Source organism: Ruegeria sp. ABM4_193 (assembly GCF_056158705.1).
Genome location: NZ_JBSWTT010000003.1, coordinates 318,632 through 344,889, shown reverse-complemented (window position 1 = coordinate 344,889; position 26,258 = coordinate 318,632). Strand labels below are relative to the sequence as shown.

Annotated in this window: 26 protein-coding genes; 18 read left to right on the top strand and 8 right to left on the bottom strand. The window is 57.5% G+C overall.

What is annotated here, in order from left to right; translation table 11 throughout:
• Positions 1–35 precede the first annotated feature (35 nt).
• Genes ACXADZ_RS19835 through ACXADZ_RS19820 form a run of 4 tightly spaced genes read left to right on the top strand, consistent with a single transcriptional unit; the run spans position 36 to position 5,153 of the window.
• Entirely contained in the window at positions 36–1,589 is a 1,554-nt protein-coding gene (locus tag ACXADZ_RS19835; RefSeq protein ID WP_475200131.1) for a UxaA family hydrolase, read from the top strand.
• A gap of 41 nt (positions 1,590–1,630) precedes the next feature.
• Positions 1,631–3,157, top strand: a complete 1,527-nt coding sequence (locus ACXADZ_RS19830; RefSeq protein ID WP_475199186.1) for a sugar ABC transporter ATP-binding protein — start codon at positions 1,631–1,633, stop codon at positions 3,155–3,157.
• Positions 3,154–4,161 (top strand): ABC transporter permease, encoded by a 1,008-nt coding sequence (locus tag ACXADZ_RS19825; RefSeq protein WP_475199184.1) that lies wholly within the window; start codon positions 3,154–3,156, stop codon positions 4,159–4,161. Before ACXADZ_RS19830 ends, ACXADZ_RS19825 begins: the two co-directional genes overlap by 4 nt.
• Before the next feature lie 47 nt (positions 4,162–4,208).
• A complete protein-coding gene (locus tag ACXADZ_RS19820; RefSeq protein ID WP_171187307.1) occupies positions 4,209–5,153 on the top strand; it encodes an ABC transporter substrate-binding protein in 945 nt (314 codons plus the stop codon).
• 153 nt (positions 5,154–5,306) lie between these two features.
• Here ACXADZ_RS19820 and ACXADZ_RS19815 read toward each other — a convergent pair whose 3' ends face one another.
• The 3 genes from ACXADZ_RS19815 to ACXADZ_RS19805 form a co-directional block, all read right to left on the bottom strand.
• Positions 5,307–6,011, bottom strand: a complete 705-nt coding sequence (locus ACXADZ_RS19815; protein WP_171095469.1) for an SDR family NAD(P)-dependent oxidoreductase — start codon at positions 6,009–6,011, stop codon at positions 5,307–5,309.
• A 3-nt stretch (positions 6,012–6,014) separates the two neighbouring features.
• Positions 6,015–6,932, bottom strand: coding sequence for a sugar kinase (locus tag ACXADZ_RS19810; RefSeq protein ID WP_475199181.1), 918 nt, complete (start codon positions 6,930–6,932; stop codon positions 6,015–6,017).
• A gap of 152 nt (positions 6,933–7,084) precedes the next feature.
• Positions 7,085–7,300, bottom strand: a complete 216-nt coding sequence (locus ACXADZ_RS19805; RefSeq protein WP_475199179.1) for a hypothetical protein — start codon at positions 7,298–7,300, stop codon at positions 7,085–7,087.
• Between ACXADZ_RS19805 and ACXADZ_RS19800 the strand changes: the two genes are divergently transcribed.
• The 3 genes from ACXADZ_RS19800 to ACXADZ_RS19790 all read left to right on the top strand — a co-directional run bounded on the left by ACXADZ_RS19800 (position 7,299) and on the right by ACXADZ_RS19790 (position 9,627).
• Positions 7,299–8,252, top strand: coding sequence for an alpha/beta hydrolase (locus ACXADZ_RS19800; RefSeq protein WP_475199177.1), 954 nt, complete (start codon positions 7,299–7,301; stop codon positions 8,250–8,252). The two genes, ACXADZ_RS19805 and ACXADZ_RS19800, sit on opposite strands and share 2 nt — an antisense overlap.
• Positions 8,253–8,311: 59 nt before the next feature.
• Positions 8,312–8,821 carry a nuclear transport factor 2 family protein gene (locus tag ACXADZ_RS19795; protein ID WP_171647943.1) on the top strand — a complete coding sequence of 170 codons (510 nt, stop codon included), beginning with the start codon at positions 8,312–8,314 and terminating at the stop codon, positions 8,819–8,821.
• Positions 8,822–8,931: 110 nt separating this feature from the next.
• Positions 8,932–9,627 (top strand): SDR family oxidoreductase, encoded by a 696-nt coding sequence (locus tag ACXADZ_RS19790; protein ID WP_475199175.1) that lies wholly within the window; start codon positions 8,932–8,934, stop codon positions 9,625–9,627.
• Between the two features lie 3 nt (positions 9,628–9,630).
• Here ACXADZ_RS19790 and ACXADZ_RS19785 read toward each other — a convergent pair whose 3' ends face one another.
• The gene (locus tag ACXADZ_RS19785; protein ID WP_475199173.1) at positions 9,631–10,467 is read right to left on the bottom strand and encodes a LysR family transcriptional regulator; all 837 of its coding nucleotides are present in this window, start codon (positions 10,465–10,467) and stop codon (positions 9,631–9,633) included.
• A gap of 91 nt (positions 10,468–10,558) precedes the next feature.
• Here ACXADZ_RS19785 and ACXADZ_RS19780 point away from each other — a divergent pair, with 91 nt between their 5' ends.
• Together ACXADZ_RS19780 and ACXADZ_RS19775 are read left to right on the top strand one after the other, a co-directional pair.
• Complete coding sequence (locus ACXADZ_RS19780) at positions 10,559–11,554, top strand: quinone oxidoreductase family protein (protein WP_475199171.1); 996 nt, start codon at positions 10,559–10,561, stop codon at positions 11,552–11,554.
• A 37-nt stretch (positions 11,555–11,591) separates the two neighbouring features.
• Positions 11,592–12,332, top strand: a complete 741-nt coding sequence (locus ACXADZ_RS19775) for an SDR family oxidoreductase (protein WP_475199170.1) — start codon at positions 11,592–11,594, stop codon at positions 12,330–12,332.
• Between the two features lie 265 nt (positions 12,333–12,597).
• On the opposite strand, the gene ACXADZ_RS19770 is transcribed toward ACXADZ_RS19775, so the two are convergent.
• Together ACXADZ_RS19770 and ACXADZ_RS19765 are read right to left on the bottom strand one after the other, a co-directional pair.
• Entirely contained in the window at positions 12,598–13,332 is a 735-nt protein-coding gene (locus tag ACXADZ_RS19770; RefSeq protein WP_475199169.1) for an SDR family NAD(P)-dependent oxidoreductase, read from the bottom strand.
• A 5-nt stretch (positions 13,333–13,337) separates the two neighbouring features.
• Complete coding sequence (locus tag ACXADZ_RS19765) at positions 13,338–13,868, bottom strand: 2,4'-dihydroxyacetophenone dioxygenase family protein (RefSeq protein ID WP_171187328.1); 531 nt, start codon at positions 13,866–13,868, stop codon at positions 13,338–13,340.
• Between the two features lie 106 nt (positions 13,869–13,974).
• On the opposite strand from ACXADZ_RS19765, the gene ACXADZ_RS19760 reads away from it, so the two are divergent.
• The 3 genes from ACXADZ_RS19760 (at position 13,975) to ACXADZ_RS19750 (ending at position 16,598) form a co-directional block, all read left to right on the top strand.
• Positions 13,975–14,736: an IclR family transcriptional regulator gene (locus ACXADZ_RS19760; RefSeq protein WP_475199167.1), complete on the top strand. Its 762-nt coding sequence runs from the start codon at positions 13,975–13,977 to the stop codon at positions 14,734–14,736.
• Between the two features lie 359 nt (positions 14,737–15,095).
• Positions 15,096–15,743, top strand: coding sequence for a glycine-rich domain-containing protein (locus ACXADZ_RS19755; RefSeq protein WP_475199165.1), 648 nt, complete (start codon positions 15,096–15,098; stop codon positions 15,741–15,743).
• 216 nt (positions 15,744–15,959) lie between these two features.
• The gene (locus ACXADZ_RS19750) at positions 15,960–16,598 is read left to right on the top strand and encodes a cupin domain-containing protein (RefSeq protein ID WP_171095493.1); all 639 of its coding nucleotides are present in this window, start codon (positions 15,960–15,962) and stop codon (positions 16,596–16,598) included.
• Here ACXADZ_RS19750 and ACXADZ_RS19745 read toward each other — a convergent pair.
• Complete coding sequence (locus tag ACXADZ_RS19745; RefSeq protein ID WP_475199163.1) at positions 16,595–17,791, bottom strand: aromatic ring-hydroxylating oxygenase subunit alpha; 1,197 nt, start codon at positions 17,789–17,791, stop codon at positions 16,595–16,597. The two genes, ACXADZ_RS19750 and ACXADZ_RS19745, sit on opposite strands and share 4 nt — an antisense overlap.
• Positions 17,792–17,901: 110 nt before the next feature.
• Here ACXADZ_RS19745 and ACXADZ_RS19740 point away from each other — a divergent pair, with 110 nt between their 5' ends.
• The 6 genes from ACXADZ_RS19740 (at position 17,902) to ACXADZ_RS19715 (ending at position 25,295) form a co-directional block, all read left to right on the top strand.
• Complete coding sequence (locus tag ACXADZ_RS19740; RefSeq protein ID WP_475199161.1) at positions 17,902–20,340, top strand: FAD-dependent oxidoreductase; 2,439 nt, start codon at positions 17,902–17,904, stop codon at positions 20,338–20,340.
• Positions 20,340–21,551: a M24 family metallopeptidase gene (locus ACXADZ_RS19735; protein WP_475199160.1), complete on the top strand. Its 1,212-nt coding sequence runs from the start codon at positions 20,340–20,342 to the stop codon at positions 21,549–21,551. Before ACXADZ_RS19740 ends, ACXADZ_RS19735 begins: the two co-directional genes overlap by 1 nt.
• Positions 21,552–21,581: 30 nt before the next feature.
• Positions 21,582–22,691, top strand: coding sequence for an alcohol dehydrogenase family protein (locus ACXADZ_RS19730; RefSeq protein WP_475199158.1), 1,110 nt, complete (start codon positions 21,582–21,584; stop codon positions 22,689–22,691).
• Positions 22,692–22,854: 163 nt separating this feature from the next.
• A complete protein-coding gene (locus tag ACXADZ_RS19725; RefSeq protein WP_475199157.1) occupies positions 22,855–23,187 on the top strand; it encodes an aminotransferase class III-fold pyridoxal phosphate-dependent enzyme in 333 nt (110 codons plus the stop codon).
• Positions 23,188–23,520: 333 nt separating this feature from the next.
• Positions 23,521–23,967 (top strand): aminotransferase class III-fold pyridoxal phosphate-dependent enzyme, encoded by a 447-nt coding sequence (locus tag ACXADZ_RS19720; protein ID WP_475199155.1) that lies wholly within the window; start codon positions 23,521–23,523, stop codon positions 23,965–23,967.
• 209 nt (positions 23,968–24,176) lie between these two features.
• Positions 24,177–25,295, top strand: a complete 1,119-nt coding sequence (locus ACXADZ_RS19715) for a CaiB/BaiF CoA transferase family protein (protein ID WP_475199153.1) — start codon at positions 24,177–24,179, stop codon at positions 25,293–25,295.
• A 16-nt stretch (positions 25,296–25,311) separates the two neighbouring features.
• On the opposite strand, the gene ACXADZ_RS19710 is transcribed toward ACXADZ_RS19715, so the two are convergent.
• Positions 25,312–26,226 carry a LysR family transcriptional regulator gene (locus tag ACXADZ_RS19710; RefSeq protein ID WP_475199149.1) on the bottom strand — a complete coding sequence of 305 codons (915 nt, stop codon included), beginning with the start codon at positions 26,224–26,226 and terminating at the stop codon, positions 25,312–25,314.
• Positions 26,227–26,258 lie beyond the last annotated feature (32 nt).

The window sequence follows — 26,258 nt, the reverse complement described above, 5'->3', positions numbered from 1 at the left end:
AGATTAGCAACATGAGCCAAGCAAGCGGGGAAGAGATGCAAGCACATAGCGGCATAAATGTTTTGGAAGGGGCGACGCGTGATGTCGTGAAGCTCAACCCGCGAGACAATGTTGTCATTGCATTGCGCGATCTGAACGCAGGCGAGCAGCCCGTATTGGTTCCCGTGCCGCTGACCGCATCAGTCTCTCGTGGTCACAAGATCGCCGTGGTCTCAGTTCAAGCCGGGGAAAATATCATTCGTTACGGTCAGATTATCGGTCAGGCCAAGTGCGATATCGCGCCGGGCGAGCATATCCATGTGCACAACCTTGGCATGGGGGCGCATCAGCAGGACTATGCGCACGCAAGCGCCAACGCTCCGCTGCCTGCCTTGACCGAAGAGCGGACGTTCGACGGTTACCACAGGTCCGACGGCAAAGTTGGCACTCGCAATTACATCGGGATTCTGACCACCGTGAATTGCTCGGGATCTGTGGCGCGTTTCATTGCCGAGGCGGCGGAAAAATCCGGGCTGTTGGACAGCTTTCCCAATGTTGACGGTGTGGTCCCAATTGTGCACGGAACCGGCTGCGGCATGTCCGCCAGCGATGAAGGCTATGCCACCCTGTTCCGGACGCTGGCCGGGTATGCGCAGCATCCGAATTTCGCAGGCATTCTGCTGATTGGTCTGGGGTGTGAGGTCATGCAAGTGGCCGACCTTGTCGGCGGGCGACCAATCCGCGCTGACGGCGCCCTGCGTTACATGACAATTCAGAACGAGGGCGGAACCCGGCGAACCATCGAACGGGGGCTGGAGGAGCTGCGCGGTATCGCCGAGTTGGCTGATCAGGCCGAACGCGCGCCTGCGCCGATCAGTGCCATCACGGTGGGTATGCAGTGTGGGGGATCGGACGGGTATTCAGGGATCACGGCAAACCCGGCTTTGGGATACGCCTCGGATCTGCTGGTGCGCCACGGCGGTACAACGATCTTGTCTGAAACCTCGGAAATCTACGGGGCAGAGCACTTGCTGACGCGCCGTGCTGAGACCGTGGAGGTCGGTGAAAAGCTGATCGACCGCATCCACTGGTGGGAGGATTACACCTCCCGCAACGGTGGTGAGATGGACAACAATCCAAGCCCTGGCAACAAGCGCGGTGGCCTCACGACAATATTGGAGAAATCGCTGGGGGCGGTCGCCAAAGGGGGCACAGCCCCTCTGCGCGACGTCTATAAATTTGGTGAGAGGGTGGACAAACACGGGTTCGTTTTCATGGACAGCCCCGGTTTTGATCCATGTTCGGTAACCGGCCAAGTCGCTTCGGGCGCAAACCTGATTGTGTTCACCACCGGGCGCGGCTCGGTTTCAGGGTACCAACCAACGCCCTGTATCAAGCTGGCCACCAATTCCGAAATGTACGCGCGCATGGCCGAGGACATGGACCTGAACTGCGGTGACGTCGTGACCGACGGGATCAGCATCGAGGCCAAGGGTGAAGAGCTGTTCGAAATGCTCATCCGCGTCGCCTCGGGTCAGAAAACCAAAAGCGAGGAACTTGGCTTTGGGGGCGTTGAATTCGTCCCCTGGCAAATCGGCGCGGTGATGTAGTGCGCGCTGGGCCCAAGGGAGAGGGGCACATGGGAGGGCAAATGCAAAAATTGGTCGAAATGACGGGGATTGATAAATTCTTCCCCGGCGTGCACGCGCTGAAATCCGTGCAGTTCGATCTTGAACCGGGCGAAGTTCACGCGCTGATGGGTGAGAACGGCGCTGGTAAGAGTACGCTGATGAAGATCTTGTCGGGTATTTATCAGCGCGATGGCGGGACGCTGAAGATCGAAGGGCGCGACGTCAGCCCGACAACCCCGCGCGAAGCGCAGGATCTGGGCATCGGGATCATCCATCAGGAACTGAGCTTGATGAACGATTTGACCGTCGCTCAGAACATCTTTATCGGGCGCGAACCGCGCAAGAGCTTTGGTCGTTTGGACGAGGCTGCGCTGAATGCGCAGACCGCCGAAATCTTTGCTTCGATGAACCTCAGCCTTGATCCAAAGGCGTTGGTGGGCAGTCTGACCATCGCGAAACAGCAGATGGTCGAGATCGCCAAGGCACTATCGTTTCGGTCCAAGGTGCTGATCATGGACGAACCCACGGCTGCCCTGAATGACGCCGAGATCGCCGAGCTGTTTGTGATCATTCGCCGCCTCAAGGCCGAGGGCGTGGGCGTAGTCTACATCAGCCACAAGATGGACGAGCTCAAGCAGATCTCGGATCGCGTAACGGTCATGCGCGATGGGGAATATGTCGGAACGGTTGGGGCCGCTGAAACCCCGATCAGCCAGATCATCGCCATGATGGTGGGGCGCGAGGTCAAGGAAGAACCGCTGGAGGTCCCTGATCTGGGAGACGCCGAGATGTCTTTGCAGGTCACCGGGCTGAGCCGCGACAAAGAGATTCAGAACGTCAGCTTCTCGGTCCAAAAGGGTGAAATTCTGGGCTTTGCCGGTCTGATGGGCGCAGGTCGTACAGAGGTTGCACGGGCTATCTTCGGGGCCGATCCCAAGGATAGCGGCGAAATTCGGGTACATGGTCAGGTGGTGTCGATTAAGTCACCAACTGACGCCGTCAAAGCGGGGATCGGATACCTTTCCGAGGACCGAAAGCACTTTGGCCTCGCCACCGGCATGAACGTGCGCGACAACATAGCGCTTGCCTCGATGGACTTGTTCACGGGCGCAGGCGGGGTTCTGCACGATGGTGAAATCAGCGACACCGCCAAAAGCTACATCCAGCAATTGGGCATTCGAACGCCGTCGGATGTGCAGGAAGTTCGACTGCTGTCAGGCGGGAACCAACAGAAGGTGGTCATCGCCAAATGGCTGCTGCGCGACTGCGACATACTGATCTTTGACGAGCCCACTCGCGGCATCGACGTTGGCGCGAAATCCGAGATCTACAAGCTGCTGGAAGAACTGGCGGGGCAGGGCAAGACGATCATCGTGATCTCATCCGAACTGCCCGAGATCATGCGCCTCAGCCATCGCATCGCGGTGATGTGCGAGGGGCGACTGACCGGAATACTGCCCGGCGGCAAAGACACCACTCAAGAAGACATCATGCATCTGGCCACGCAACGTAAGGCGGCGATGCAGGTAACAGGGACAGTTCAATGACCACAGCAACCGATATCGAAAAGAAAAAGCCACTTGCGGGGCTTGCGGACAGCGGCGCGTATCAAAAGCTGTTGGCTTTCGCCAGTCTGATTGTGCTGCTGATCGGGTTCTCAATCGCATCACCCAACTTCATGCAGACATCGAACATGATCGCCATTCTTCAGGCGACGTCGGTCAACGGGGTTCTGGCCGTCGCGGCAACGTTGGTCATCATTACCGGAGGAATTGACCTTTCGGTCGGAACGCTGATGACGTTCTGCGCAGTCATCGCTGGCGTGGTTTTGACCTATCTCGGGATGCCGCTGCTGTTGGGTGTTATTGCAGCAATTGCAGCAGGCGCATTTTGTGGGCTGTGTTCCGGCACTTTCGTCGCCAAGATGAAGATCCCTCCCTTCATCGCCACGTTGGGGATGATGCTGATCCTCAAAGGTCTGTCGTTGGTGATTTCGGGGACGCGACCAATCTACTTCAACGACACGCCGGGCTTTGACCAGATTTCGCGCGGGTCACTGATCGGAGGGGTCTTTCCATCGCTGCCCATTCCCAACGGTGTGCTGATCCTGTTTCTGGTGGCCATTGCAGCGTCTTACATTCTGGGTCGCACGGTTCTGGGTCGCTACACCTTTGCGCTGGGCTCTAACGAAGAAGCGGTGCGCCTGTCCGGCGTGAACACCGACATGTGGAAGATGCGCATTTACGCCCTGGCCGGAGCGATCTGCGGCATCGCCGGTATCCTGATCGCCTCGCGTCTGAATTCGGCGCAGCCGGCACTTGGGCTGGGCTACGAGCTGGAGGCGATTGCAGCCGTGGTCATCGGCGGTACGTCTTTGTCCGGCGGGCGCGGGACCATCCTGGGTACGCTGATTGGCGCTTTGATTATGGCGGTGCTGACCAACGGGTTGCGCGTGCTGTCCGTCGCGCAGGAATGGCAGACCGTCGTGACCGGCGCGATCATCATCCTGGCCGTCTATGCCGACATGGCGCGACGCAAGAAATCGGGGTGACCAAACAACTAAACAAAAGGCCAAAACGACCAACTGGAGGAGAAAACATGTTTTCACGTCGTTTCATTCTGGGTGCGCTGAGCGCGGCCACCCTTGCAGGACCCGCCTCGATGGCGGCAGCCGAAGAAATCTACATCCCACTGGTGTCCAAAGGTTTCCAGCATCAGTTCTGGCAAGCGGTGAAGTCGGGCGCGGAACAGGCGGCAGATGAGTTTGACGTCACAATCACCTTCGAAGGCCCGGATAACGAGACCATGGTGGACCGCCAGATCGACATGCTGGCCGCAGCTTTGGCAAATAACCCCAAGGCTATTGGTTTTGCCGCTCTGGACAGTCAGGCCGCGATCCCGCTTTTGAAACAGGCCAACGATAAGGGCATTCCGGTCATCGCTTTTGACAGCGGTGTAGACAGCGACATTCCGCTTTCAACTGCGACGACGGATAACCTAGCGGCAGCCGGGCTGGCCGCAGACAAGATGGCCGAAAAAATCGGTGGCAAGGGTAAGGTGGCGGTTGTCGCCCATGACCAGACCAGCCGCACCGGCATCGATCGTCGCGACGGCTTCGTCAATCGCATGGCCGAGAAGTACCCGGATATCGAAGTTGTGACGGTTCAATACGGCCAGGGCGACCACCTGAAGTCGACCGAAGTCACCAAAGCAATTCTGACGGCAAACCCTGATCTGAATGGGATCTTTGGCACCAACGAAGGCTCGGCCATCGGTGTGGTAAACGGCGTTCAGGAACTGGGCACCGAAGGTCTGGTGATTATTGGCTATGACAGCGGCAAAGCCCAGAAAGACGCAATCAAGAGCGGCCTGATGGCGGGTGCAATCACGCAAAACCCGGTGGGCATCGGTTATGAAACGGTGAAGGCAGCGGTTGCGGCCCTGAACGGAGAAGAGGTTCCGGCGCTGATCGACACAGGCTTCTATTATTACGACGCCTCTAACATTGACGACCCGAAGATCTCGGCCGTTTTGTACGACTAAGCAGAACCACACACTTTGTCCGGCCTGCCTGTTTAGGTGGGCCGGAGCGAGGCTCTAAAATACCGCTTTCGAATGTTCCTCCAATGGGCAATTGAAAGATCGCTCCGGTTTTCAGTATGGTCCAACGCTGGGATGACTCAGCGGCACAGATCATCACATCGCGGAATAGCCGCCGTCTACGGGATATACGGCACCGGTTACGAAAGCGGCTTCATCCGACAGCAACCACGCTGCCAAGGCTCCGACCTCAGCAGGTTTGCCCCAACGGTCCAGCGGTGTACGGCCCAGGATCGGCTGGTTGCGGGCCGGATCGGCACGTAGGGCTTCGGTCATTTCCGTTTCGATCCATCCCGGTGCTACGGCGTTGACGCGGATGCTGTCAGCGGCCCATTTTCCGGCAAGCGCTTTGGTTAATTGCGCTACACCGCCTTTAGACGCTGAATAGGCCGGAACAAGGGGCCCGCCGAAATAGCTGAGCATCGATGCGGTGTTCACGATTGACCCACCCGACGCAGCCAACAAAGGATGCGCAGCCAGGCAGCAGCGCATGGTGCCGGTAAGGTTAATGTCGATCACCTTCTCGAAGGTTTCGAGATCATATTCTGCGCCTCGCGCCAGTATTCCGGCGCAGTTCACCAATCCGTCCAAGCGTTGCATATTGGTAAAGAAGGTGTTCACGGCAATGGTGTCGCGTACATCAAGCTGCGTGCAGGTGTCATTTGGATTCAGCTTCGCGTGGCGGCTCACTTCGTCTGCACCAACGCCCGTAGCTGTGATACGCCACCCCTTTTGTCGCAACGTGTCAGCGATCCCGGCGCCTATCCCGCGCGTTCCACCAATGACAACAGCGTGTTTCATGGGTCAGTCCCCTTCGGCCAAAAACGCCTCGACCGCGTCCTTGTACGGCATCGGAGCAACCGCGCCGTATCCTTGGGTCGACAGGGCAGCAGCAGCGTTCGCGTAGCGGGCCGAGGTGAATGGGTCGTCTCCGGCAACAATACGCGACAGGAAAGCCCCGTCAAACGTATCGCCAGCAGCGGTGGCATCCACAGCTTCGACCCGGCGGCCTTTGACGCGCTCGCGTTTATTCGGGGTGGCTGCCAATGAGCCCTCTGCCCCAAGGGTCAAGGCGACGATATTTGCGCCAAGGTTCAGGTAGAAATCTGCAATGGCATCCGGATCAGACAGCCCGGTGAGATGTTCTGCATCATCCAAACCCGGAAGCGCAATATCGCACTGCGCCATCGCCGCATGGGTCACGGCGCGGGCGCGCTCGATCGGCCAAAGTTTCAGGCGCAGGTTGGTGTCGTACGAGACCAGACCGCCGGCTTCTTTCACTATCTTGATGGCGGCGAACACGGCATCGGCGGCAACGTCCGAAATCGCCTGGCTGATGCCCGTAACATGCAGGATTTTTGCCGACTGCAAGGCCTTGACGGGCAGGTCTTCTGCTCTCATCCGGCTACTGGCGGAACCAGCCCGGAAATAACTGAATTCGTGCCCATTCGCGCTGTGGGTCACAAAGTAAACGCCGGTATGGGCGTCTGTCACTTGGCGTACGGTTGAAGTGCCGATGCCTTCCGCCTTCCACAGATCCATGAATGAATTGCCGAACGTATCGGCTCCGAGATGTGTCACAAAGCCGACGGACGCGCCTTGGCGGGCTGCAGCGACGGCACAGTTCGACGTGTCGCCGCCATGTCCGGGCAGGTAATTCCCGTCGGGCTGCTGGTTGAACTCCAGCATCGGTTCGCCAAGGCATAGAATATCGGGGGTCATGGTCGTCTCGTTCTCAAAAAGGGTCAGTCCGGTCGGGCCGACCAAGGCGTTAGGGAGGATTATTCGGTCGGATAACTTTCGCCAATACCCCGACTCTTCCCGGTGCGGAAATTCGCGATTACAGGGTCTCTAAATTTCATTTCGCCATCGCCCTACATGTGCAGGTGTCTCCAGACCACATACATTTCGACATCCAGTCCCCATGCCAAGGTATCAGGCCAGTTCGCTTCGGGGTGATGGGCGAAACGGCTGAAGCAGAATCTTTCAAAAACCAGGCAGACCGGTGCAAGTATCGCATCCGCCGCCTTCGTATCTTTCATGTCATCGGGCTTGAGCCCAACCAGACAGATTTTGGGAGATACCGCCATGAAAACCCTCGCCCTGAACACCGCCGCTGCACTAATGGCTTCGACTGCCGCGATTGCGCAGGTCGAAACCCGCACTGTAACCTTTGAAAACGAAGGGGCTATCCTGACCGGCACGCTGTATTTGCCGGAAGAACGCGGTAACGCGCCTTTGCCCACAGTTGTTGTCACCGGGGCCTGGACATCGGTGCAGGAACAGATGCCTGCCAACTACGCCCAAGAAATGGCGTCGCGCGGGTTCGCCGCCTTCACCTTCGATTTCCGTGGCTGGGGCAAGTCGGGCGACCTGCCCAACAATGTGCGCTACGTTGAAAGCCCCGAGGCCAAAACCTCGGACATCAAGGCAGCGTTTGCATATGTTGCGACCCTGCCCGAAGTGGATGCCGATCACATCAACGGGCTCGGGATCTGTGCCTCGGCCGGTTACATGGTCGATGCCGTTTCCGGAAATCCGTTGGTGCAGCGCGTCGGCCTTGTCGCACCCTGGCTTCAGAATGAAGAGATTGTTGAAGCCGTCTATGGGGGCAAAGAAGGCGTTGCCGGGTTGATCGAAGTCTCCCACGCTGCCGAAGCCGCGGGTGGGCAGATCATTCCTGCGGCCGGGCCGGAAGGTGCCGAAGGTGTTCTGATGCCGATTGGTGGGTATTACTATGAGGCCGACCGTGGTGGCATCCCCGAATATGACGACAAGTGGAACAATGCAGGCTGGGAAGGTTGGCTGACCTATCACCCTGCCGACAATCCGCAGCGTTTGGACAAACCGCTGGCCATTGTGCACTCGGAAAGCGCGGCCATCCCGCAGGGCGTACAGACCTTCCTTGCAGGGTTTGCGGGCAAGGCGACGGCTCAGTGGCTGGAAAACGTCACGCAGTTCGACTTCTACGACAACCCCGAGGATGTGACCCGTGCGGCGGACACCGTGGCCGATCACTTCCGCGCTGGTCTGGATAGTTGAACACCTTATCAGGCGTCGAAGTTGACTTCGGCGCCTGCCCTTTACCCCGGAGTAGACCGATGCCCAAAAACCTTACAACCACACTTGCAGCTGCCACCATGATCGCAAGCGCAGCCTTCGCCGATCAGCAGGCCACCATCTCAACCACGATCACCGATATCGCAGCGGGTGCTGACCGTCACGACTGGGCCCGTGTGCGCGGTGCCTTTGCCGATACGGTGACGACCGATTACACCAGCCTTTGGGGCGGTGACCCAGTCACCCAACCCGCCGACGACCTTGTCGCAGGTTGGTCTGCATTCCTGCCTGGGTTTGAAAGCACCCACCACATGGTCACCAACCATGCCATCACGTCACTTGCCGAATCCGAAGCCACGGCGCAGGCTGATTTCACCGCAACCCACCGCATTGAGGATGGTTTGTGGGTTCTGGGCGGACGCTATGATTATGCGCTGGAAAAATCCGGGGACCGCTGGGTTGTAACCTCTCTGACCATGACGGCGCTTTGGGAAACCGGAGATCGCGGCCTTGTCGCCATTGCTGCCGAGCGTGCAAATCAAGGAAATTGATAGATTGAAGGACTGCCACACCGTTCCACTTTTAGGAGTGGACCGGTGCTGGCTGCATTGCCACGATCTATTTTAGATATGCCGGCTGACACAAAGTCATAGGGATCTGCATGACCAACCAACGCATCGCACTTGTAACCGGCGCCAACCGAGGCATCGGAAAAGAAGTCGCCAGACAATTGGCCAGAGATCATGGGGTAAAAGTTCTGCTCGGTTCTCGAGATCTGGATAAAGGACATCGGGCCGCAGATGAGATCGGGTACGGGGTGGAAGCCTTTCAGCTGGACGTATCGAACCCGGACTCTGTCGCCGCCGCCTTTATTCTGAAGATTGAACCCAGCTACGGGCGTCTCGATATTTTGGTCAATAACGCAGGTGTGGATTACGACACGGATCAGCAGGCGCATTGCGCCGACCTGCATCGCGTGCGGCGTGCCTTTGACACCAATCTTTTTGGTGCTTGGGATACCATAATCGCAGCGACTCCTCTTTTGCGACGTGGCGAGAGTGCCCGGATCGTCAATGTGTCTTCTGGTTCAGGCGCGCTGAGCGACATGTCCGGTGGTACGGCTGGTTATGGTGTATCCAAGGCAGCATTGAATGCGCTGACCATCAAAACCGCAGCCGAGCTGAAACACGAAGGTATTCTTGTCAACGCCGTTTGCCCCGGTTGGGTTGCCACGGACATGGGCGGGGGTGGCCGCCCGGTGTCTGAGGGGGCGAGGGGTATTGTTTGGGCGGCAACTCTGCCGAACAACGGCCCGACAGGCGGTTTCTTTCGCGATGGGGCGCCAATCGAATGGTAGGCGCTATCCCGGTGCCATGAAATCAATCAATGCTCTGACCCGCGCGGGCAGCAGGCGGCGGCTGGGATAAACGGCGAACATTTCTCGTGTCAAAGGTCGCGCATCCTGAACCTCAAGCTCGTGCAAATCTCCCCCCATCATGTCCAGAGGCAGCATTGCAACGCCCAGATTGCGACGCGCGGCGAGTGCGATGACGTCAAGGTCGATTAAACTGTGGGCGACGTTGCTGGGTTGCAGTTTGTCGCCGTTTTCCAAAACCCAAGGCTGGCCAGCGGTCAGGGCAGGTAAGCTTTGAAAAACCTGCCGAGAAATCGCGCCCTTCAATCCGTTCTCCTCAATAAAACCCGACCCGGCGCAAAAACAGTAAGGAACCGACCAAAGGCGTTTTGCGACAAGGCTGGAATCCGTCAGTGGACCGACCCGAAAGGCCAAATCGATATTGTCGCTGAAAAAATCCAACATGACGTTCGTGGGTGTCATTTCCAGCTGCACATGTGGGTTTTGCTGCGCAAACTCCAGCAAACGTGGGCCAATCGTTGCACGGGCGGCCAGGGGCGGGGCCGTGATGCGTATAGTCTGGCGTCTGGTTTCGTCAGCAAATCCCGCAACCTCTTGCAGTGCTTCGAATGGCTCCTGGCAGCGATCCAGAAGGCGGCGGCCTTCTTCTGTCAGACGTACTTGGCGGGTCGTACGCTCAAACAGTTTGGTGCCGAGATGATTTTCCAATTCGGCAACTCTTCGGCTGACCCGGCTCAGAGGGATACCAAGTTGGTCCGCAGCTTTGGAAAAGCTGAGATGGTCAGCGACAAGAGTGAACAGGGCAAGGTCGTTGTAGATCATAATCCTATTTTTGAGATAATAACTCCTGAAATCAACGATTATCATTACGACTGACGGTCTCTACTTTCTGCGCAACAGAAGGAGACACGTTATGTCCTATGCAATCGAAATCACGCGAAACGGTGGGCCCGATGTTCTGCGCAAATCCGACCGCGCCGTTCCTCAGCCAGCCCCCGGCGACGTCTTGATCCGTAACCATGCCGGAGCCGTTAACTTTATCGACACGATCATCCGACGGGGAGAGATGCCAGAAGGTATGATGCCTGCCCTGCCGCACGTACCAGGCGTCGAAGGCGCCGGAGTTGTTGAAGCGCTGGGCGAAGGGGTCGAAGGCTTTGCCATAGGCGAACGTGTGGCTTGGATGGGGCCGATCGGTGCGGGCGGTTATGGCACGCATTCCGTGATTGGGGCACCTTACGTGACCAGGCTATCTGACGACATCACGTTTGAAACCGCTGCCGCGATCCCGGTTAATGCAATGACCGCTTATCATATGCTGGTCAATCTCGGTGGTGCAGTGGCAGGAAAATCCGTGCTGGTTCACGCGGCGGCGGGCGGTGTTGGTACAATGGCTCTGCAAATCGCCAAACATCTGGGTATGACCGTGATTGCCTCTGCCAGCACCGACAAGCTTGGCTACGCCTATGAGCAGGGCGCTGATCACGTTATTGATTACCGCCAAGAAGACGTCGCTGCGCGAGTTTTGGAGATCACTGAAGGACGTGGTGTTGATCTGACGTTGAATCCAATCTCGGGCGAAACACTGAAATCGGACCTCGACGCGCTGGCACCGCTAGGTACGGCCGTATTGTTTGGGTTCCTTGCAGGACCGCCCGCAGGTGGCTTTGCCGAAGATCTGACAAAGCATTTCCAGAAATCCGTTTCAGTGCGGGTGAGCGATATCTACACGTATTTCCTGAACCGCCCCGATGCCTTCAGCGCTGATATGGCGACCGTGTTCAACCTGCTGGAAACCGGCGTTCTGCGTCCTCAGATCACCATGTTGCCGATTGACGAAGCTGCTGAGGCCCATCGCCGTCTGGAAGCAGGCGAGACGACGGGCAAGCTTGTCCTGAGCATCAACTGACCCGAACAGGTAACCCTAAAGACAAGGAACCAACACAATGAGTACGGTTTTTGAAACCGCCCTTGCAGGCAAACACGTCGTCATCATCGGCGGCAGTAGTGGTATGGGTAAGGCTACGGCCAAGATGGCAGTCGCCCTTGGGGCAAAAGTCACACTTGCCAGTCGCAGTCTGGCCAAACTTGAGGCGGCGGCGGCAGAGGTCGGGGGTTCTGTGCAGATCGCGCCCGTAGACACTACGGATGAGGCAGGCGTGAAATCCTGGGCCGCCAATCTCGGGACGGTGGACCACTTGGTGATCTCGGCCTCAAGCGCTGCGCATGGGGCCTATGAAGAGCTGCCCACTGACGCATTGCGTAGCATGTTCGAGGCTAAGTTTATCGGCCCGTATGTGGCCGCGCGTGAGGTCCTGCCTGCTTTGACCCAAGGTGCCTCCATCACATTCTTTTCCGGTGTGCTCAGCCGCCGCCCGTCTGCCGGGACAACAGGTCTGGCTGCGGTAAACGCGGCGGTTGAAGCTTTAGCCAAAGGGCTGGCGCTAGAACTGTCGGGCCGTGCCCGTGTGAATTGCATCAGTCCCGGTATGGTTGACACGGAAGCCTATGCTGCAATGCCAGAAGAGGCTCGAGAGGCCATGTACGCGCAAGTCGGCGGCAGCCTGCCTGTCGGCCGCGTAGGAACCGCGGAAGAAGTCGCACAAGCTGTTGTCCTGTCCATGACAAATAACTTTCTGACCGGCACCGTTCTGGACGTGGATGGTGGGCACTTGGTGCGCAGCTGATCCGGTCAAAACGGCGGCAAATTGTATGGCTGGGGATATTGGAAACGGGTCGAGCAGGTTCCTGGGACTTGCTCGCCCGGATCGCCATTTCACTGGCCAAGGTGCCAGAGCCCGAAACAACACCGACAAATCCGATGGTGCCAAAAACGGATTTAAGACTTTCAGTTGCGCGCGCGGGCTTGCAAAAACTATGGGCCGTGCTGCGCTGCCAATACATGTGCGGCCACTTCCATAAGGCCGGGCGTGAAATTGCGGATGTACGCGATCAGTAGGTCGCTCTTCCGCCTGAAAGATCAAAGACGGCACCAGTGTTGAACGTGCAATCTTCCGAGCTTAGCCACATCACCATGCGTGCAGCCTCTTCAACCCAGCCCAGACGTTTCATTGGGGATTTGTCGACCATGATCTGCACGAATTCTGGCGTCATTTGATCCAGGATCGCCGTCTTGATGGCGGCAGGTGCGATGCAATTCACACGGATTTCAGTCTGGGCCAGTTCCTTGGCCAGCGACTTGGTAAACCCGATGACGCCCGCCTTGGACGCCGAATAGGCCGAGGCGTTGGGTGTGCCTTCCTTGCCCGCAAGCGATGCCATGTTGATGATCCGACCAAAGCCGGCCTCTTGCATGAGTGGAACAATGGCGTGAGCCAAGTGAAATGTTCCGGTCAGATTAACTTCAACGACGCGCGCCCAGATTTTCGGTTCGCTTTCCACTACGCTCAGGGTCGGACCGGCGAAACCTGCATTGTGCGACAAAAAATCAATGCCGCCGAAGGCGCTTTTGGTCTTTGCAACGGCTGCGGCGATTTGGTCTGGGTTACTGATATCCACTTTGCATGAGATCGCGCCTTCAGGGGCGTCGTCGGGTTCTGACAAATTCCAGATCGCCACGTTGGCGCCTACTGCCGCATAGTGGAGTGCGATTTCCGCCCCGATCCCGGCTGCCCCGCCTGTCACCACAGCGGTACGGCCTGTAAAGTCGTAAGATACGTTGCTCATGGGTGTTACCTGATGAAGTTCTTCACGTAGTCTGCGCCGAGGCCGACTTTCTCGAAATGCGCACGGCACATGTCGATCTTGGTAAAAACATCCTCGTAACCGAGGTGATTTCCATCAGGATCACAATAGTACATCACCCCATTGACCTGAAAATAAGTGATCATTTCCTCGACATCATCCGGCACAACCAGAGTATGGGTCTCACCCGGAGGCTCATAAACATAAGACCCTTCAGTGGCTTCCCAGTCATGCTCAAGATAATGCCAGCGGCCTTTCAGAACAAAGCCATGTACGGGGTTCGGATGGCGATGGCGGGACAGAACGCCTGCCTTGGTCACCTTCAAAAGGTTCATCCAATAACCTTGACTTACGTTCAAACACAGTGGGCGGAAAAACACCGTCTCGGTCTGCTGGACCCACATACGGGGGTCATTTTCGGCCAGCGCGTTGGGCACCACGATTTCCGGCAGGGCATCCTGCGGCATCGGGTGTTTATAGGGCACCATCGGGTTTTCGTCTGTATTGGTCAGTGGCATCTCGGCTTACCTTCTTTAGCAATTTAGAATGACCACATTGTGGACAACAGATTCATTATATGGAAATATACATCGTTGATATGTGCCGTCAATCTGAGAGGCCGGAATGGTAAAACAGGTCCAAGGAACCCAAAGCTTTGCGCGCAGCATCGGGCTGTTGCAGCACATTTGTGACCGCAAAAACCCGCCGACCCTGGCCGATCTTTTGGAAGAATGTGCTTTTACACGCCCGACTCTGTACCGCATGTTAAACAGTTTGGAAGCCGAAGGGCTGATCGTGCAACTCAGAGACAAAAGGTACAAACCCGGCCCACGTCTGGTCAATCTTGCCCGTCTTGCCTTGGCATCGTCGGACATTCGGGACCGAGCCCGGGATGCCCTGGTGCGCGTCAGGGATCAGACCGGCGAAACCGTACACCTCGCCGTGCCAAGCGGTGAGGGACTGGTCTATATCGACAAAATCGAAAGCCTTGAGACGGTGCGCATGAACTCGACAATAGGCACCTTTGTTCCGCTTCACTCCAGTGGGGTCGGCAAAGCCTATCTTTCGGCGCTGTCGGACGAAAAGCTTTCAGCGCTATTGGAAGCTTCGACCTTGCAGCCGATCACCCCGTTTACGACAACTGATCCAATCAAATTGCGCGCGCAGATCGATCAATGCCGTGCCCAAGGCTTCGTTTTTGACAGTCAAGAGAATGAAGTCGGTATCGCTTGTTTTGGCGCGGCCATCCTGGACGAGAACGCCTGCCCGATTGCCGCCGTCAGTATATCCGTACCGCTTTTTCGGCTGAGGGACGATAAATCTCATTACACCACTGCCTTATTGGACTGCGTTCAGGAATTGTCCCTTGGTGAGGTTTACCATTGAAGCGCATCTTATTCCGTGTTTTCCTATTGCGTGGTGCCGCTGGACCGGGGTGTCGACAGACGTTTATCAGCGCCGACACTCTCGTTTCGAAAACTTGTTTCTGTGAGGGATCGACAGTTATGACTCTGGTTCGCAGGAACGTATTCCTTGTGGCGTCGAAAACACGCGCGAAATCCTGAGGACTGAAGGGGTGCAGAGTTGCTCTGAAAGCGCTGGGCCCCAATGCCGGTGGTAGGTCAGATTGGTCGTGAACCGTTCAAGGTCTTTGCATTTCCTACACGTTCCCGCTCGTGTCACAAACCTGTCATATTCGTGCGCTAGGCAGAAATCGCAAAAAAGAGAAAACATAGGAGGCTCCGATGACCTCTCTCAATACTCAGCTATGGGAGCTGATTAAGTCGCATAAAATGCCTGATGATGCGACAGGCGCGCCATTCATTGATCAATTGATGGCCGAAAACTGCATCTCTCCTGATACTGCTGCCGTTGCGATCACTGAATACAAGAAATTCATGTATCTTTGTGCCACGCGATCAGAGCGGAATGTCCCCTCGAAGGCGGTCGATTTGGTGTGGCACCTGCATATGCAGCACAGTCGCGATTATTGGGATGTCTTCTGCAAAAAGCTGGGCAAACCCGTGCACCACAACCCCGGCGGTCAAGGCCCCAGACATCTGGACGACTACAAGGCAACAGTCAGAGCCTACAAAGAGCTGTTCGGAACTCCGCCGAAAGGCATCTGGAAGATGAAAAACAAGTTTGGAACTTTCATAATGCTGGTTTTCTTGATCGTCTTCATTTGCACCGGCGCCAGTTCCATCATTCAGAGCGGCGATCTATGGTTTGGAGCGCTTTGGTTGAGCGTGCCGCTGGTCTGCTTTGCAATCACCCTCAATAGCCTGAGCTCTAAAAGTGAGCTGACGCTGGTGTTTGAAAGTCATGACCCTTTTGCCAACGAAGATGCAGGCGACTGTGGCTCGGGAGACGGCGGTGGCTGTGGTGACTGATCTGCAAGACGTTCAATCTGATTGATTTTGAACCGGACCAAGGCTCGGCCATCGGACAGCAGCTTAGCCCCCAATCCGTTACCCCCCAAAATCACGTTCTTGATCTACCCAGTCAGAGTTTGTTTTGAGGGTGTTGGGAGGCGCGGATAGCCATTTCCTTGTTTGCAGTGTAAGCGTCGATTGCCAGAGTTTTGCGGAAGGTCCAGGAACTGATTTATGGCGCGCGTAACAAAGTCGAATTCAACGTCTCAAACCGAAGCGGCGAATGCCAATGCTGGAGTTGGCCACGAAATCCGTGGGGTGCGCCGCGCGATGGGTATGACGCTGGCCGAATGCGCAGAAGCGGCGTCTTTGTCGGTTGGGTTTCTGAGCCTTGTTGAAAGGGGGCAGAAGCAGCCTTCTTTGGACGCGTTACAGCGGATCAGTGCAGCTTTGGGGATCGAGGTAGGCTGGTTGTTCCCGCCTTCGCCCAATGATGATCCTGTGGAAAACGAGTATGTCGTTCGCAAGGGATTTCGCCGTAGAATTGACTTTTCACGCCTTGCCGGCACCGAGTATCTGGATCATTCCGTGTATTTGATGTCGCCCGGCATCGACGGTCAGATTGTTATGTCTTTGATGCAGTTTTCTCCAGGAGGTCATTCCGGCGACAACCCGTTGAGCCATGAGGGCGAAGAGGTGGGCTATGTCCTGTCCGGGCAGTTGACTCTGGAAGTAGATGGCCATGTTTTTGTGCTGGAAGAAGGCGACAGTTTTGGGTTTTCCGGCGATAAGCCACATAAATACATTAACAATGGTGAGAACGATTTGCAGATCGTTCACACCAACACGCCCGTGATCATGAAGTCCCGTTAAATCGTCTCGCTATCCGCCATCAGTTCAATGATTTTGCGGGAATAGGCCAATGTTGGTCCTTCCCAATGCGGTGACAGACGGCCGCCGTCGTATCCAAAGCAGCGGCGGCCATTTTGAAGCCCTTTGAGGACCGATATGTCCTCGACGTTCAGATCGTCCCACATCTGGATCAGGTCTTCGCGTTCCTTGCGGTATTTGTCGCCGGTTGCGGCCTCATCTCCGATGACGAAAACGTGCAGTTCCTCTCGGCATCTGTCCGGCGCTTCGGGGTAGGCGACCAACACAGTAAACTGATCGGGATACACCTCGACTGCGAAATGCGGCATGGTCAGGAACCACTGTCCCTGCATGCGATCCTCCTCGGACAGGCCGGGATAATGGGGCAGGCCCTGGCCGCGGCCTTCTTCTAGTTTCGGGAACCGGTAGCCATTGACGAAGGTCGAACCACGCCATTCTCCGGACCACCGAACGTCCATTGGGGCAAAGTCCAGCAGGCGGGGATGCAGGGCAAAAACGTGGTAACCTTCCATATAATTCTCGTAAACCAGCTTCCAGTTGGCCTCGACCGTAAAATCGCGCTTCCCGGCCCAGCGGATGGCTGACAGATCATAGCCTTTGAGCTGATCCAGAACCGGGGCCATCCACACATCCAGCGGATCCGCGTCGCCCGAAACGTTGACGAACAGACAGCCAAAGAACTCTTCTACCCGGACCGGGATCAGGTCCAGCTTGTCGCCGCCGCCGTCTTTGAACGTGCCGCTGGAATTGGGCCCGTCGAAATGCGGCCGGGACCGCAGCTTGCCGTCCAGCCCATAGGCCCATCGGTGATAGGGGCAGGTCAGCGTGGCCTTTTTGCAGGGTTCGGTGACCAGTTGAATGCCGCGATGGCGGCAGACGTTCTGGAACCCCCGGATCACGCCGTCGCGGCCATGGACCAGAACGATCGGCGTGCCAGCGATGTCGATGGGCTTCATGTCGCCGGGTTCGGGGATTTCCGCGCGCGCGCCGCCGAACACCCAGGAGCGGCGAAAGATCAGTTCCTGCTCCATCTCGAACCATTCGGGCGACCAGTATGCCGCGTTTGGCAGGCCTGCGGCTTCGTCAATGTTGCGAAACAGCTGCGCGTACCCGTCTTCGCCCAGAATGCGCCGCATGCGATCCTGGTTGGATTCTCTTACGACTGCACCGTCCATTGTGGCCCTCCGAATCAAGTTATTGGCAAAAAGATATACTGCAGGAAAAAAATGTGGACAAAATTTTTCCGATGCGGAAGTGTCTCCGGCAGGAAACGCGGAGAACTGTAATGGAATCGGCTCGGGTCGTTGTAATCGGCGGTGGCAATATGGGTGCCAGCGTCGTGTATCATCTGGCTAAGGAAGGCTGGACAGATGTTGTTCTGGTTGAAAAGGCGGAACTGACGTCCGGGGCCACTTGGCATGCGGCGGGATTGGTCAGTCGCATGACGGCGGGCCATGCTTTGGGGATCTGTCACGATTATGCGGTGGATCTGTATAAAACCATCGAGGATGAGACCGAGCACGGCGTCAGCTGGCACAATTGCGGGTCCTTGCGCGTGGCCGCAACCGAGGATCACCGTGCCTGGCTGATGCACACGCGTGACGCGGTACTGGCCCGCGGGCAGGAGTGTCGCTGGGTTACCCCCGAAGAAATCGCCAAGCTGAACCCGATCTATGACACGTCGCATATCATCGGCGGGATTTATACGCCCGACGATGGCCATGTTGACCCATCCGGCACCTGTCAGGCGATGGCCAAGGGCGCGCGGATGCGGGGGGCCAAAGTGCTGCGCCGCAACCGGGTGACGGATGTGCAGCAGATGCCCTCGGGCGAATGGAAGGTGGTGACCGAGCAGGGCGACATCATCTGTGAGCATGTGGTCAATGCCGGTGGATACCATGCACGCCAGATCGGGGCCTTCAGCGGGCTGGACCTGCCGATTGTCCCGATGCAGCACCACTATGTGGTCACCGATGCGGTGCCCGAGTTCGAGGCGATGGGTCATGAAATCCCCGTCACCCGCGATGATTACTTTACCGGCTATCTGCGCCGCGAACAGGGTGGGGCGCTGATCGGGCTGTATGACACCCATGACGCGCTGGCCAAATGGCGCGAGGGCTGCCCCTGGGACAGCGAGAACGAACTGTTTGAACCCGACTATGAGCGTATTATGCCGTGGTTGGAGAAGTGTTTCGAACGCTATTCCTGCCTGATGGAGCGCGGCATCAAACGCATCGTCAATGGCGCAATCACCTATACGCCGGACGGGCATCCTCTGGTCGGGCCTGCGCCGGGCTTGCGCAATCACTGGCTGGCCTGCGGTGCGACCGTGGGCATTGCCTGGGGGCCGGGACTGGGCCGGGCGCTGGCGCAATGGATGGTGCATGGCACGGCCGATATCTCGATGCGCGGCTTTGATCCGCGCCGGTTCCATAGCCGCGTGGACGAGGATTATACCTATCAGCGCTGCCGCGAGAACTACATGACGCGCCTGTCGCTGCCTTATCCGCAGCTGCAATATGAAACCTGCCGCGAGATCCGAAACTCTGGCGTGCATGACCGGACCAAGGCGTTGCATGCCGTATTCGAAGAGGCTGGCGGCTGGGAGCGTCCCCGCGTTTACGGCAAACCCGAATGGGGTGGCAAAGAGCCCGAGTCCTGGAAACGTGGCCCATCGTGGGAGGCCGCCCTGGCCGAGGCCCGCGCGGTACATGAAGGCGTTGGCATCGGTGACTTCTCGGCCTTTTCCAAGTTCGAGATCACCGGCCCCGAGGCTGAGGCGTATCTGAACCGGCTTTGCGCCAACCGGATGCCCAAAAAGGTGGGCGGCACCTGCCTGACGCTGCTGTTGAACGAACAAGGCACGATCGAGGGCGAGGCAACCATTGCGCGGCTGGCCGAGGATCGGTTCTGGTTTGTGACCGGCGGCCCGTCCGAGCGCCGCGTCTGGGACTGGATCACCGTGCATCAGCGCGGGTCCGAGGATGTGAGCATCCGCAACCTGTCCGACGATTGGGGCATTCTGACCGTGGCGGGTCCCAAAGCCCGCGAGGTGCTGGCCCCGCTCAGCGATGCGTCGCTGGAAAACGCCGACTTCGGCTGGCTCAAGGCGCGTGAAATGTCGGTTGCAGGGGTCAACCTGATTGCGCTGCGCCTGTCCTTCTCGGGCGAACTGGCATGGGAGCTGCACGCGCCCATTGATCAGCTTGGCGCTGTGTGGGACGCGATCTGGGATGCGGGCCAGCCCCATGGCATGGTGCCGTTTGGGTCAAAGGCGCTGGAAATGATGCGCATGGAAAAAGCCTATCGCGGTGGGCATGAACTGGCCAATGATGCCAGCCCCGTGCACACCGACCAGATGCGCTTTGTGAAGTTCGACAAGGCGTTTGTCGGCAAAGAGGCGCTGGCCAAGCTGGCCGAGACCGGCAGTTCTTCGGTCATCGCCTATCTGGACATCCAGATGGAGGGTACCGATGTGCTGGGCGGTGAGGCGGTTTATCTGAACGGCGAAAAGGTCGGTTCGATCTCGTCGGGCGGCTTTGGTCCGGTCACAGGGCGCAATCTGGCCTTTGCCTTTGTCAAACCACAGGCCGCGCAGCCGGGGACCGAGCTTGAGGTGATCGTGTTTGGTGAAATGCACAAAGCCATCGTGCTGCCAGATGCGGTTCTTGACCCGCAAAACCTGCGTCTGCGTGACGTCGCAGCAACTTTGGAAACAGCCTGATGATGGACCGTGAACCGCTTGGCGAATATTCCAAGGCCGTCCTGCCTGCACCGGACATCGACTGGACCAGGCTGAACAACTACCGCATGGATCGCATTCGCCAGGCCATGGCAGAACGGGACGTGGACCTGGCCGTCGTCACCAACCCGCTGACCATGCGCTACGCGGTGAACTATCACGAATACATGCAGTTCCAGGCACGCATCCCACTAATGATGCTGATGATCTTTGCAGACGGTCCGGTGGTCTTCAGCGGCGCGTTTATCAAGGATCTGGATCATGTCACCGAATATGTCCCCATGTTCGGTCTTGCACCGTTCCTTGCGGGGTTTGATCAGGTGGAGAACACGCGCAAATTCGTGGATTTTGTCAAAGGTCGGCTTGCGGGCAAAGGGCGCTGCTGCGTGGCGCTCGACCGTCTGGATGCCTCTGCCGTACAGGGGTTGATGCAGGCCGGTTTCGAGGTTGTGGATGCGCCCGGCTTTCTGGAAAAAGCCCGTTCGATCAAATGCAAGGAAGAGATTGCGTTATGCCGCTATGCCATTGACGTGGCGCAGCTTGGGATTGCCAAGATGCACCAGGCCTTCCAGCCCGGCATCTCGGAAAACGAACTGTGGAGCATCCTGAGCCAGATCAACATCGCGCATGGCGGCCTGTGGTCCGAGGCGCGGATGCTGGCCTCGGGACCGCGTACCAATCCTTGGCTACAAGAGGCCGGAGAGCGTCGTGTACAAAAGGGCGAACTACTGGGCTTTGACACTGACATGGTCGGCCCCTTTGGGTATATGTCCGACATCTCACGCACATGGTACTGTGGCGATGGGAAGGCCCCGCAGGAATACCGCGATCTGTTCAAGCGCGCCGTGGACGAGATCGAGCACAACAAAGCCAATGTGCGCCCTGGAGTGTCCTTCAAGGAGCTGGTCGACAAAAGTTTCCGCCACCCCGAGGAATTCCATGCGCATCGCTACCCCTGCATCATGCATGGCGTCGGGATGTGCGATGAATACCCCTATGTGCCCTACCCGCAGGATTGGGACGATATCGGCTATGACGGGATCATCGAAGAGAACATGATGATCTGCGTCGAGGGTTATGTCGGTTCCGACCGAGGTGGCAGCGGCGTCAAAATCGAACATCAGTTCCTGGTCACCGCAAGCGGCCTCGAACAGATTGACGACTATCCTTACGACGAAAATCTGCTGAACTGATGTTTTGCTTCTGCAACAAGGACCCTGAAGATGAGCACTGTTCCCGAGAAAATGCGCGCGGTTGTGCTGGTCGGCCATGGCGGGTTGGACAAGCTGGAATACCATGAGGATTGGCCAACCCCGCAACCCGGTCCGGGTGAGGTGGTGATCAAGGTGGGGGCCTGCGGGTTGAACAACACTGATATTAATACGCGGACGGCATGGTATTCCAAAACCGTGACCGATGGCATCACTGAAGACGGCGGCAAGGGCGGCTTTGACAGCGCAGATGAGGATACCGGCAGTTGGTCCAACGCGCCACTGACCTTCCCGCGCATTCAGGGCGCGGATGTGGCTGGGCGCATTGCAGCTGTGGGCGCGGGCGTGGACCCATCCCGCGTTGGTCAGCGGGTTCTGATTGACCCCTGGCTGCACGGCCATGGGGATTGGCACCTGCCAGAAAACACGTGGTACTATGGCTCGGAATGTGATGGCGGCTTTGCCGATTATACCAAGGTGCGTGCTGAAAACGCCATTCCGGTGACCAGCGATCTGTCTGACGCTGAGCTGGCGACTTTCCCCACCGTGCTGACAACTGCCGAACATCTGGTCTGGCGCGCGGCACCGCAGCCGGGCGAGTGGGTGGTGATCTCGGGCGCATCGGGCGGGGTCGGCACAACGGCGATCCAACTCTGTCTGGCGCGCGGGGCGCGGGTAATCGGGATTGCCTCAGCGACCAAGGCGCAAGACCTGCTGGATTTGGGCTGTTCTGCAGTCATTGACCGAAACGAGGCTGATCTTGAGACCCGCATCCGCGACGCGGCGGGCGGCCCGGTCGATGTGGCACTGGATGTGGTGGGCGGGGCAATGTTCATGCCGCTGATCAACGCGCTGAGGCAACGTGGGCGCTATTCCACATCCGGGGCCATTGCCGGGCCGATGGTCGAGTTTGATTTGCGCCAGCTGTTTTATAAGGACATCCAGATGACCGGGGCCACGATCACGCCGCCGGGTCTGTTCTCGCGCGCTGTTCAGTTGATCTCTACCGGGGCGCTGCGGCCCTTGCTGGCCGCGTCCTATCCGCTACGGGATCTGCACAAGGCACAAGAAGCCTTCATTGCCAAGGCTCATACCGGCAACATCGTGGTCAAGATGGAGTAACAGAGATGCGCATTGCTCAGGTCACGGATTTGGAGTTCACACCGATCTTCTTACGCAATGGATACGCAATCTCTTTTGGTCGGCAAACTGGGCGGGGGTTGGCGGAGGCGGGTGCCTGCTGGTCGACCGACTTTTAAACAAAGAGAGAAACGGTATGTAAGTTATGACCGATTGGGTTGCTCGCGCGCAAATGGTGATGCCCGCCGGTGGGTTGGGAAACTACGACCACAGCGGTTTTGTAAAAGAAGGGCGCGGCAGCCGCATCTGGGATCAGGATGGGCGTGAGTATGTCGATTATCTGGTCGGTTCAGGCCCAGTGCTTCTGGGGCATGGGCACCCAGAAGTGCTGGAAGCTGTGCTGGAGCAACTGCCCAAAGGGATGACTTTCTTCGCCAACAATACAGCGGCGGTCGAGTTGGCCGAAGATATCTGCAACGCGCTGCCCTGCGTTGAGCAGGTTCGCTTTCTCACGTCAGGTGGCGAAGCCGATATGTAAGCGATGCGGCTGGCCCGCGCCTAAACCGGTCGCGACAAAATCCTGAAGTTCGAAGACGCCTATCGCGGAATGTCCGCCGAGGGGCAGATGAGCCTTGCCCGGAAAAGCTGATCAACTTCCCACAAGCAATGCCCGACAGCGCGGGTATCCCCGAAGCTGTGCGTGCTCAGATGCCGGTGGCCCCGTATACGATCCCGAGTTTTTGGTCAGCCTTCTGAAAGAACAGGGTGACGAGATCGCGCCGATTATAGTCGAGCCCCTGCAACGCTTCATCCCACCCCAGCCTGGGTTTTACAGCTGCTGCGCGACCAGTGCGACACGTATGGAACCGTTTTGTTATTTGACGAGGTGGTGACCGGTTTCCGCCTTTCCTATGGCGGTGCTCAGGAAAATTACGGTGTCACGCCCGACCTGTGCACGCTTGGCAAGGTCGTCGGTGGTGGTTTCCCGCTGGCGGCGCTTGTACGGCGTGAGGATTTTATGGACCACTTCGACAAAATCATCGTGGGACCAGACAAGTGGTTGATGATGGTTGGGACCCTTTGCGGCAACCCATTGGCCGCTGTGGCCGGTCGCAACACGATGGAAACACTGCGCCGGGATGGAACCTATGAACGGCTTTATGCCAATGGCAAAAGACTGATGGGGGTGCTTTCTGGTTCGTTGGAAGCGGCGGAAATCTCCCATCAAATCGTTGGATACCGGTCTTATTCGAAGCCGCTCTGCGTGAGCAGGGAATATTCAGAGTCGCGGACAAGTTTTACCCCCACCTTGCGCTAACCGATGAGGATTTTGAACAAAGGCAGAATGCAATCCGCGCCGCTGTCGCAGCAATTGCCGAGCATTGATTTCACACGACCGGATCAGGTTCCGGCCCTGCGGGCAAAAAACTGTGGCGCAGGATACGTGCGGCGGTATTGGTATAGGTCATGAATCCGTGTGCATGGGCAGGGATGTGTCTTGCCGCACCTAGTTAGTGAGAAGAACCGATGGCCCCATTGGATGGATTGAAAGTCGTAGAACTCGCCCGCATTTTGGCTGGACCATGGGCGGGACAAGCCTTGGCCGATTTGGGTGCCGAGGTCATCAAGGTCGAAAGCCCCGATGGCGACGACACCCGAAAATGGGGCCCGCCCTTCATCGAGCGAGATGGGGATAAGACCGCAGCGTACTACTATTCTGCAAATCGTGGAAAAGACTGCATCACCTGCGATTTCCGAACCCCGGAAGGGCAGCAACAGGTGCGAGCGCTGATCGCGGATGCGGATATTTTAATCGAGAATTTCAAGGTTGGCGGGCTGTCCAAATATGGGTTGTCTTACGATCAGGTCAAAGATCTGAACCCTCGGCTCATCTATTGCTCGGTCACGGGGTTCGGGCAAGATGGACCTTACGCACAACGCGCAGGGTATGATTTTCTTCTTCAGGGAATGTCAGGTCTTATGTCCATAACAGGCGATCCAGCTGGTCAGCCTCAAAAGGTGGGTGTGGCGGTGACGGATATCCTGACTGGCCTCTACGGTACTATCGGAATTCTGGCTGCTGTTGAGCAACGCCACCGCACCGACAAGGGTCAGCACATCGACATGTCCCTTCTGGATTGTGCCGTCGCGTTGCTGGCCAATCAGGGCATGAACTATCTGGCCACCGGGGAAAGCCCGCAACGCCGGGGCAATGATCATCCCAATATCTCACCTTATCAGGTGCTCCCTGCGGCGGATGGGCACTTCATCCTGGCAGTGGGCAATGATGGCCAGTTTCAAAGGCTTTGCGGGGTTCTGGGCCTCGACCATCTCAGCGCTGATCCCAAATTTACCACCAATCCGCTGCGCGTGGAAAACCGAGCGGTGTTGACCCAACAGCTTGAGACTGAGACGCACAAATGGGCAAAGGCCGAACTTCTGCAGGCGCTTGAGGCCGCGACGGTGCCTGCAGGTCCGATCAATTCGATCCGAGAGGCTTTTGAGGATCCGCAAATTCAGTCTCGCGGTATGCAGATTTGCCCTGAAGGTGTTCCTGGTGTTCGGGGGCCTTGGGTTTTTTCTGATGCGGAACTGTCGCTGGAGCAGACCGCTCCGACTCTTCCGCGGCATGAAGATGGGGCCTGATGCTTTGCTGCTTGGTTTAGTTTTGGCGCACTGGTGCGTTTTCGAAAAGTTCGGTTAGAAAGGCGAGGCAATCCTGGGCGGATCTTTTGTTCTGGCCTTGCTGGGTACACCGCCCCCACAGGCAGTTGTTTGTGGAATACCATTGGTCGCCGATGGTCTGGATAGAGCCGATCTTTATGTAGCGCTCAATGAATCCTTGCCATCCGAGCGCGATCCCCGCGCCGGAAGAGGCGGCCTCGAGCAGGTAGACAAAATTGCTGAACGTGTCGGCCGGCGCAATGTTGGGTGTGATGTTGTGATTGCTGAACCAATCGCTCCACGTTGCCCAACCGAGCGTGCCCTGCGGAAGGTCAAGAAAGCGGAGTTGGCTCGATCCCTCGATCGGTCCTTCGAGGATGTCTTTGTGCTGTAAGATATACTCGGGCGAGGCGACGGGGATGACACTTTCGTGCAGGATTTTTTGCAATTTCCCGCCCGGCCCGTTGAACTTGTATCCGATGGCAACGTCGGCATTGGGTTCGTTGACCATGCTCTGGCTTTCGTAATTCGACGTCAGCACATTGATTGTGACATTCTCACCCACACGGCGGCGCAGTTGGTTGTAATGGGGCATGATGATCAGATGGCTGACGGAATACGAACAGGCGATGGTCAGCGAGCGCTGCGCCTGCGTCAGTCGATGCTCGGCCGATTGCAGGCTGGTCAGGGCCGATGACACCGCCGCGTGATAGCTTTTGCCGGCCGCCGTCAGTGCAATCCCGCGACCGTCACGCTGGAACAGTTCCAGCGAAAACCGTTCCTCAAGATTGCGTATGTGCCGGCTGATCGCGGATTGCGATGTGTTCAGCTCTTCCGCTGCCAACGTGACGCTGCCCAGCCGTGCAACCGCTTCAAAGGCGATGAGCGGGCTCATCGAGGGGACACGTCGCATCGTACTCATGTCCAAATTGATAATCCTCGCGG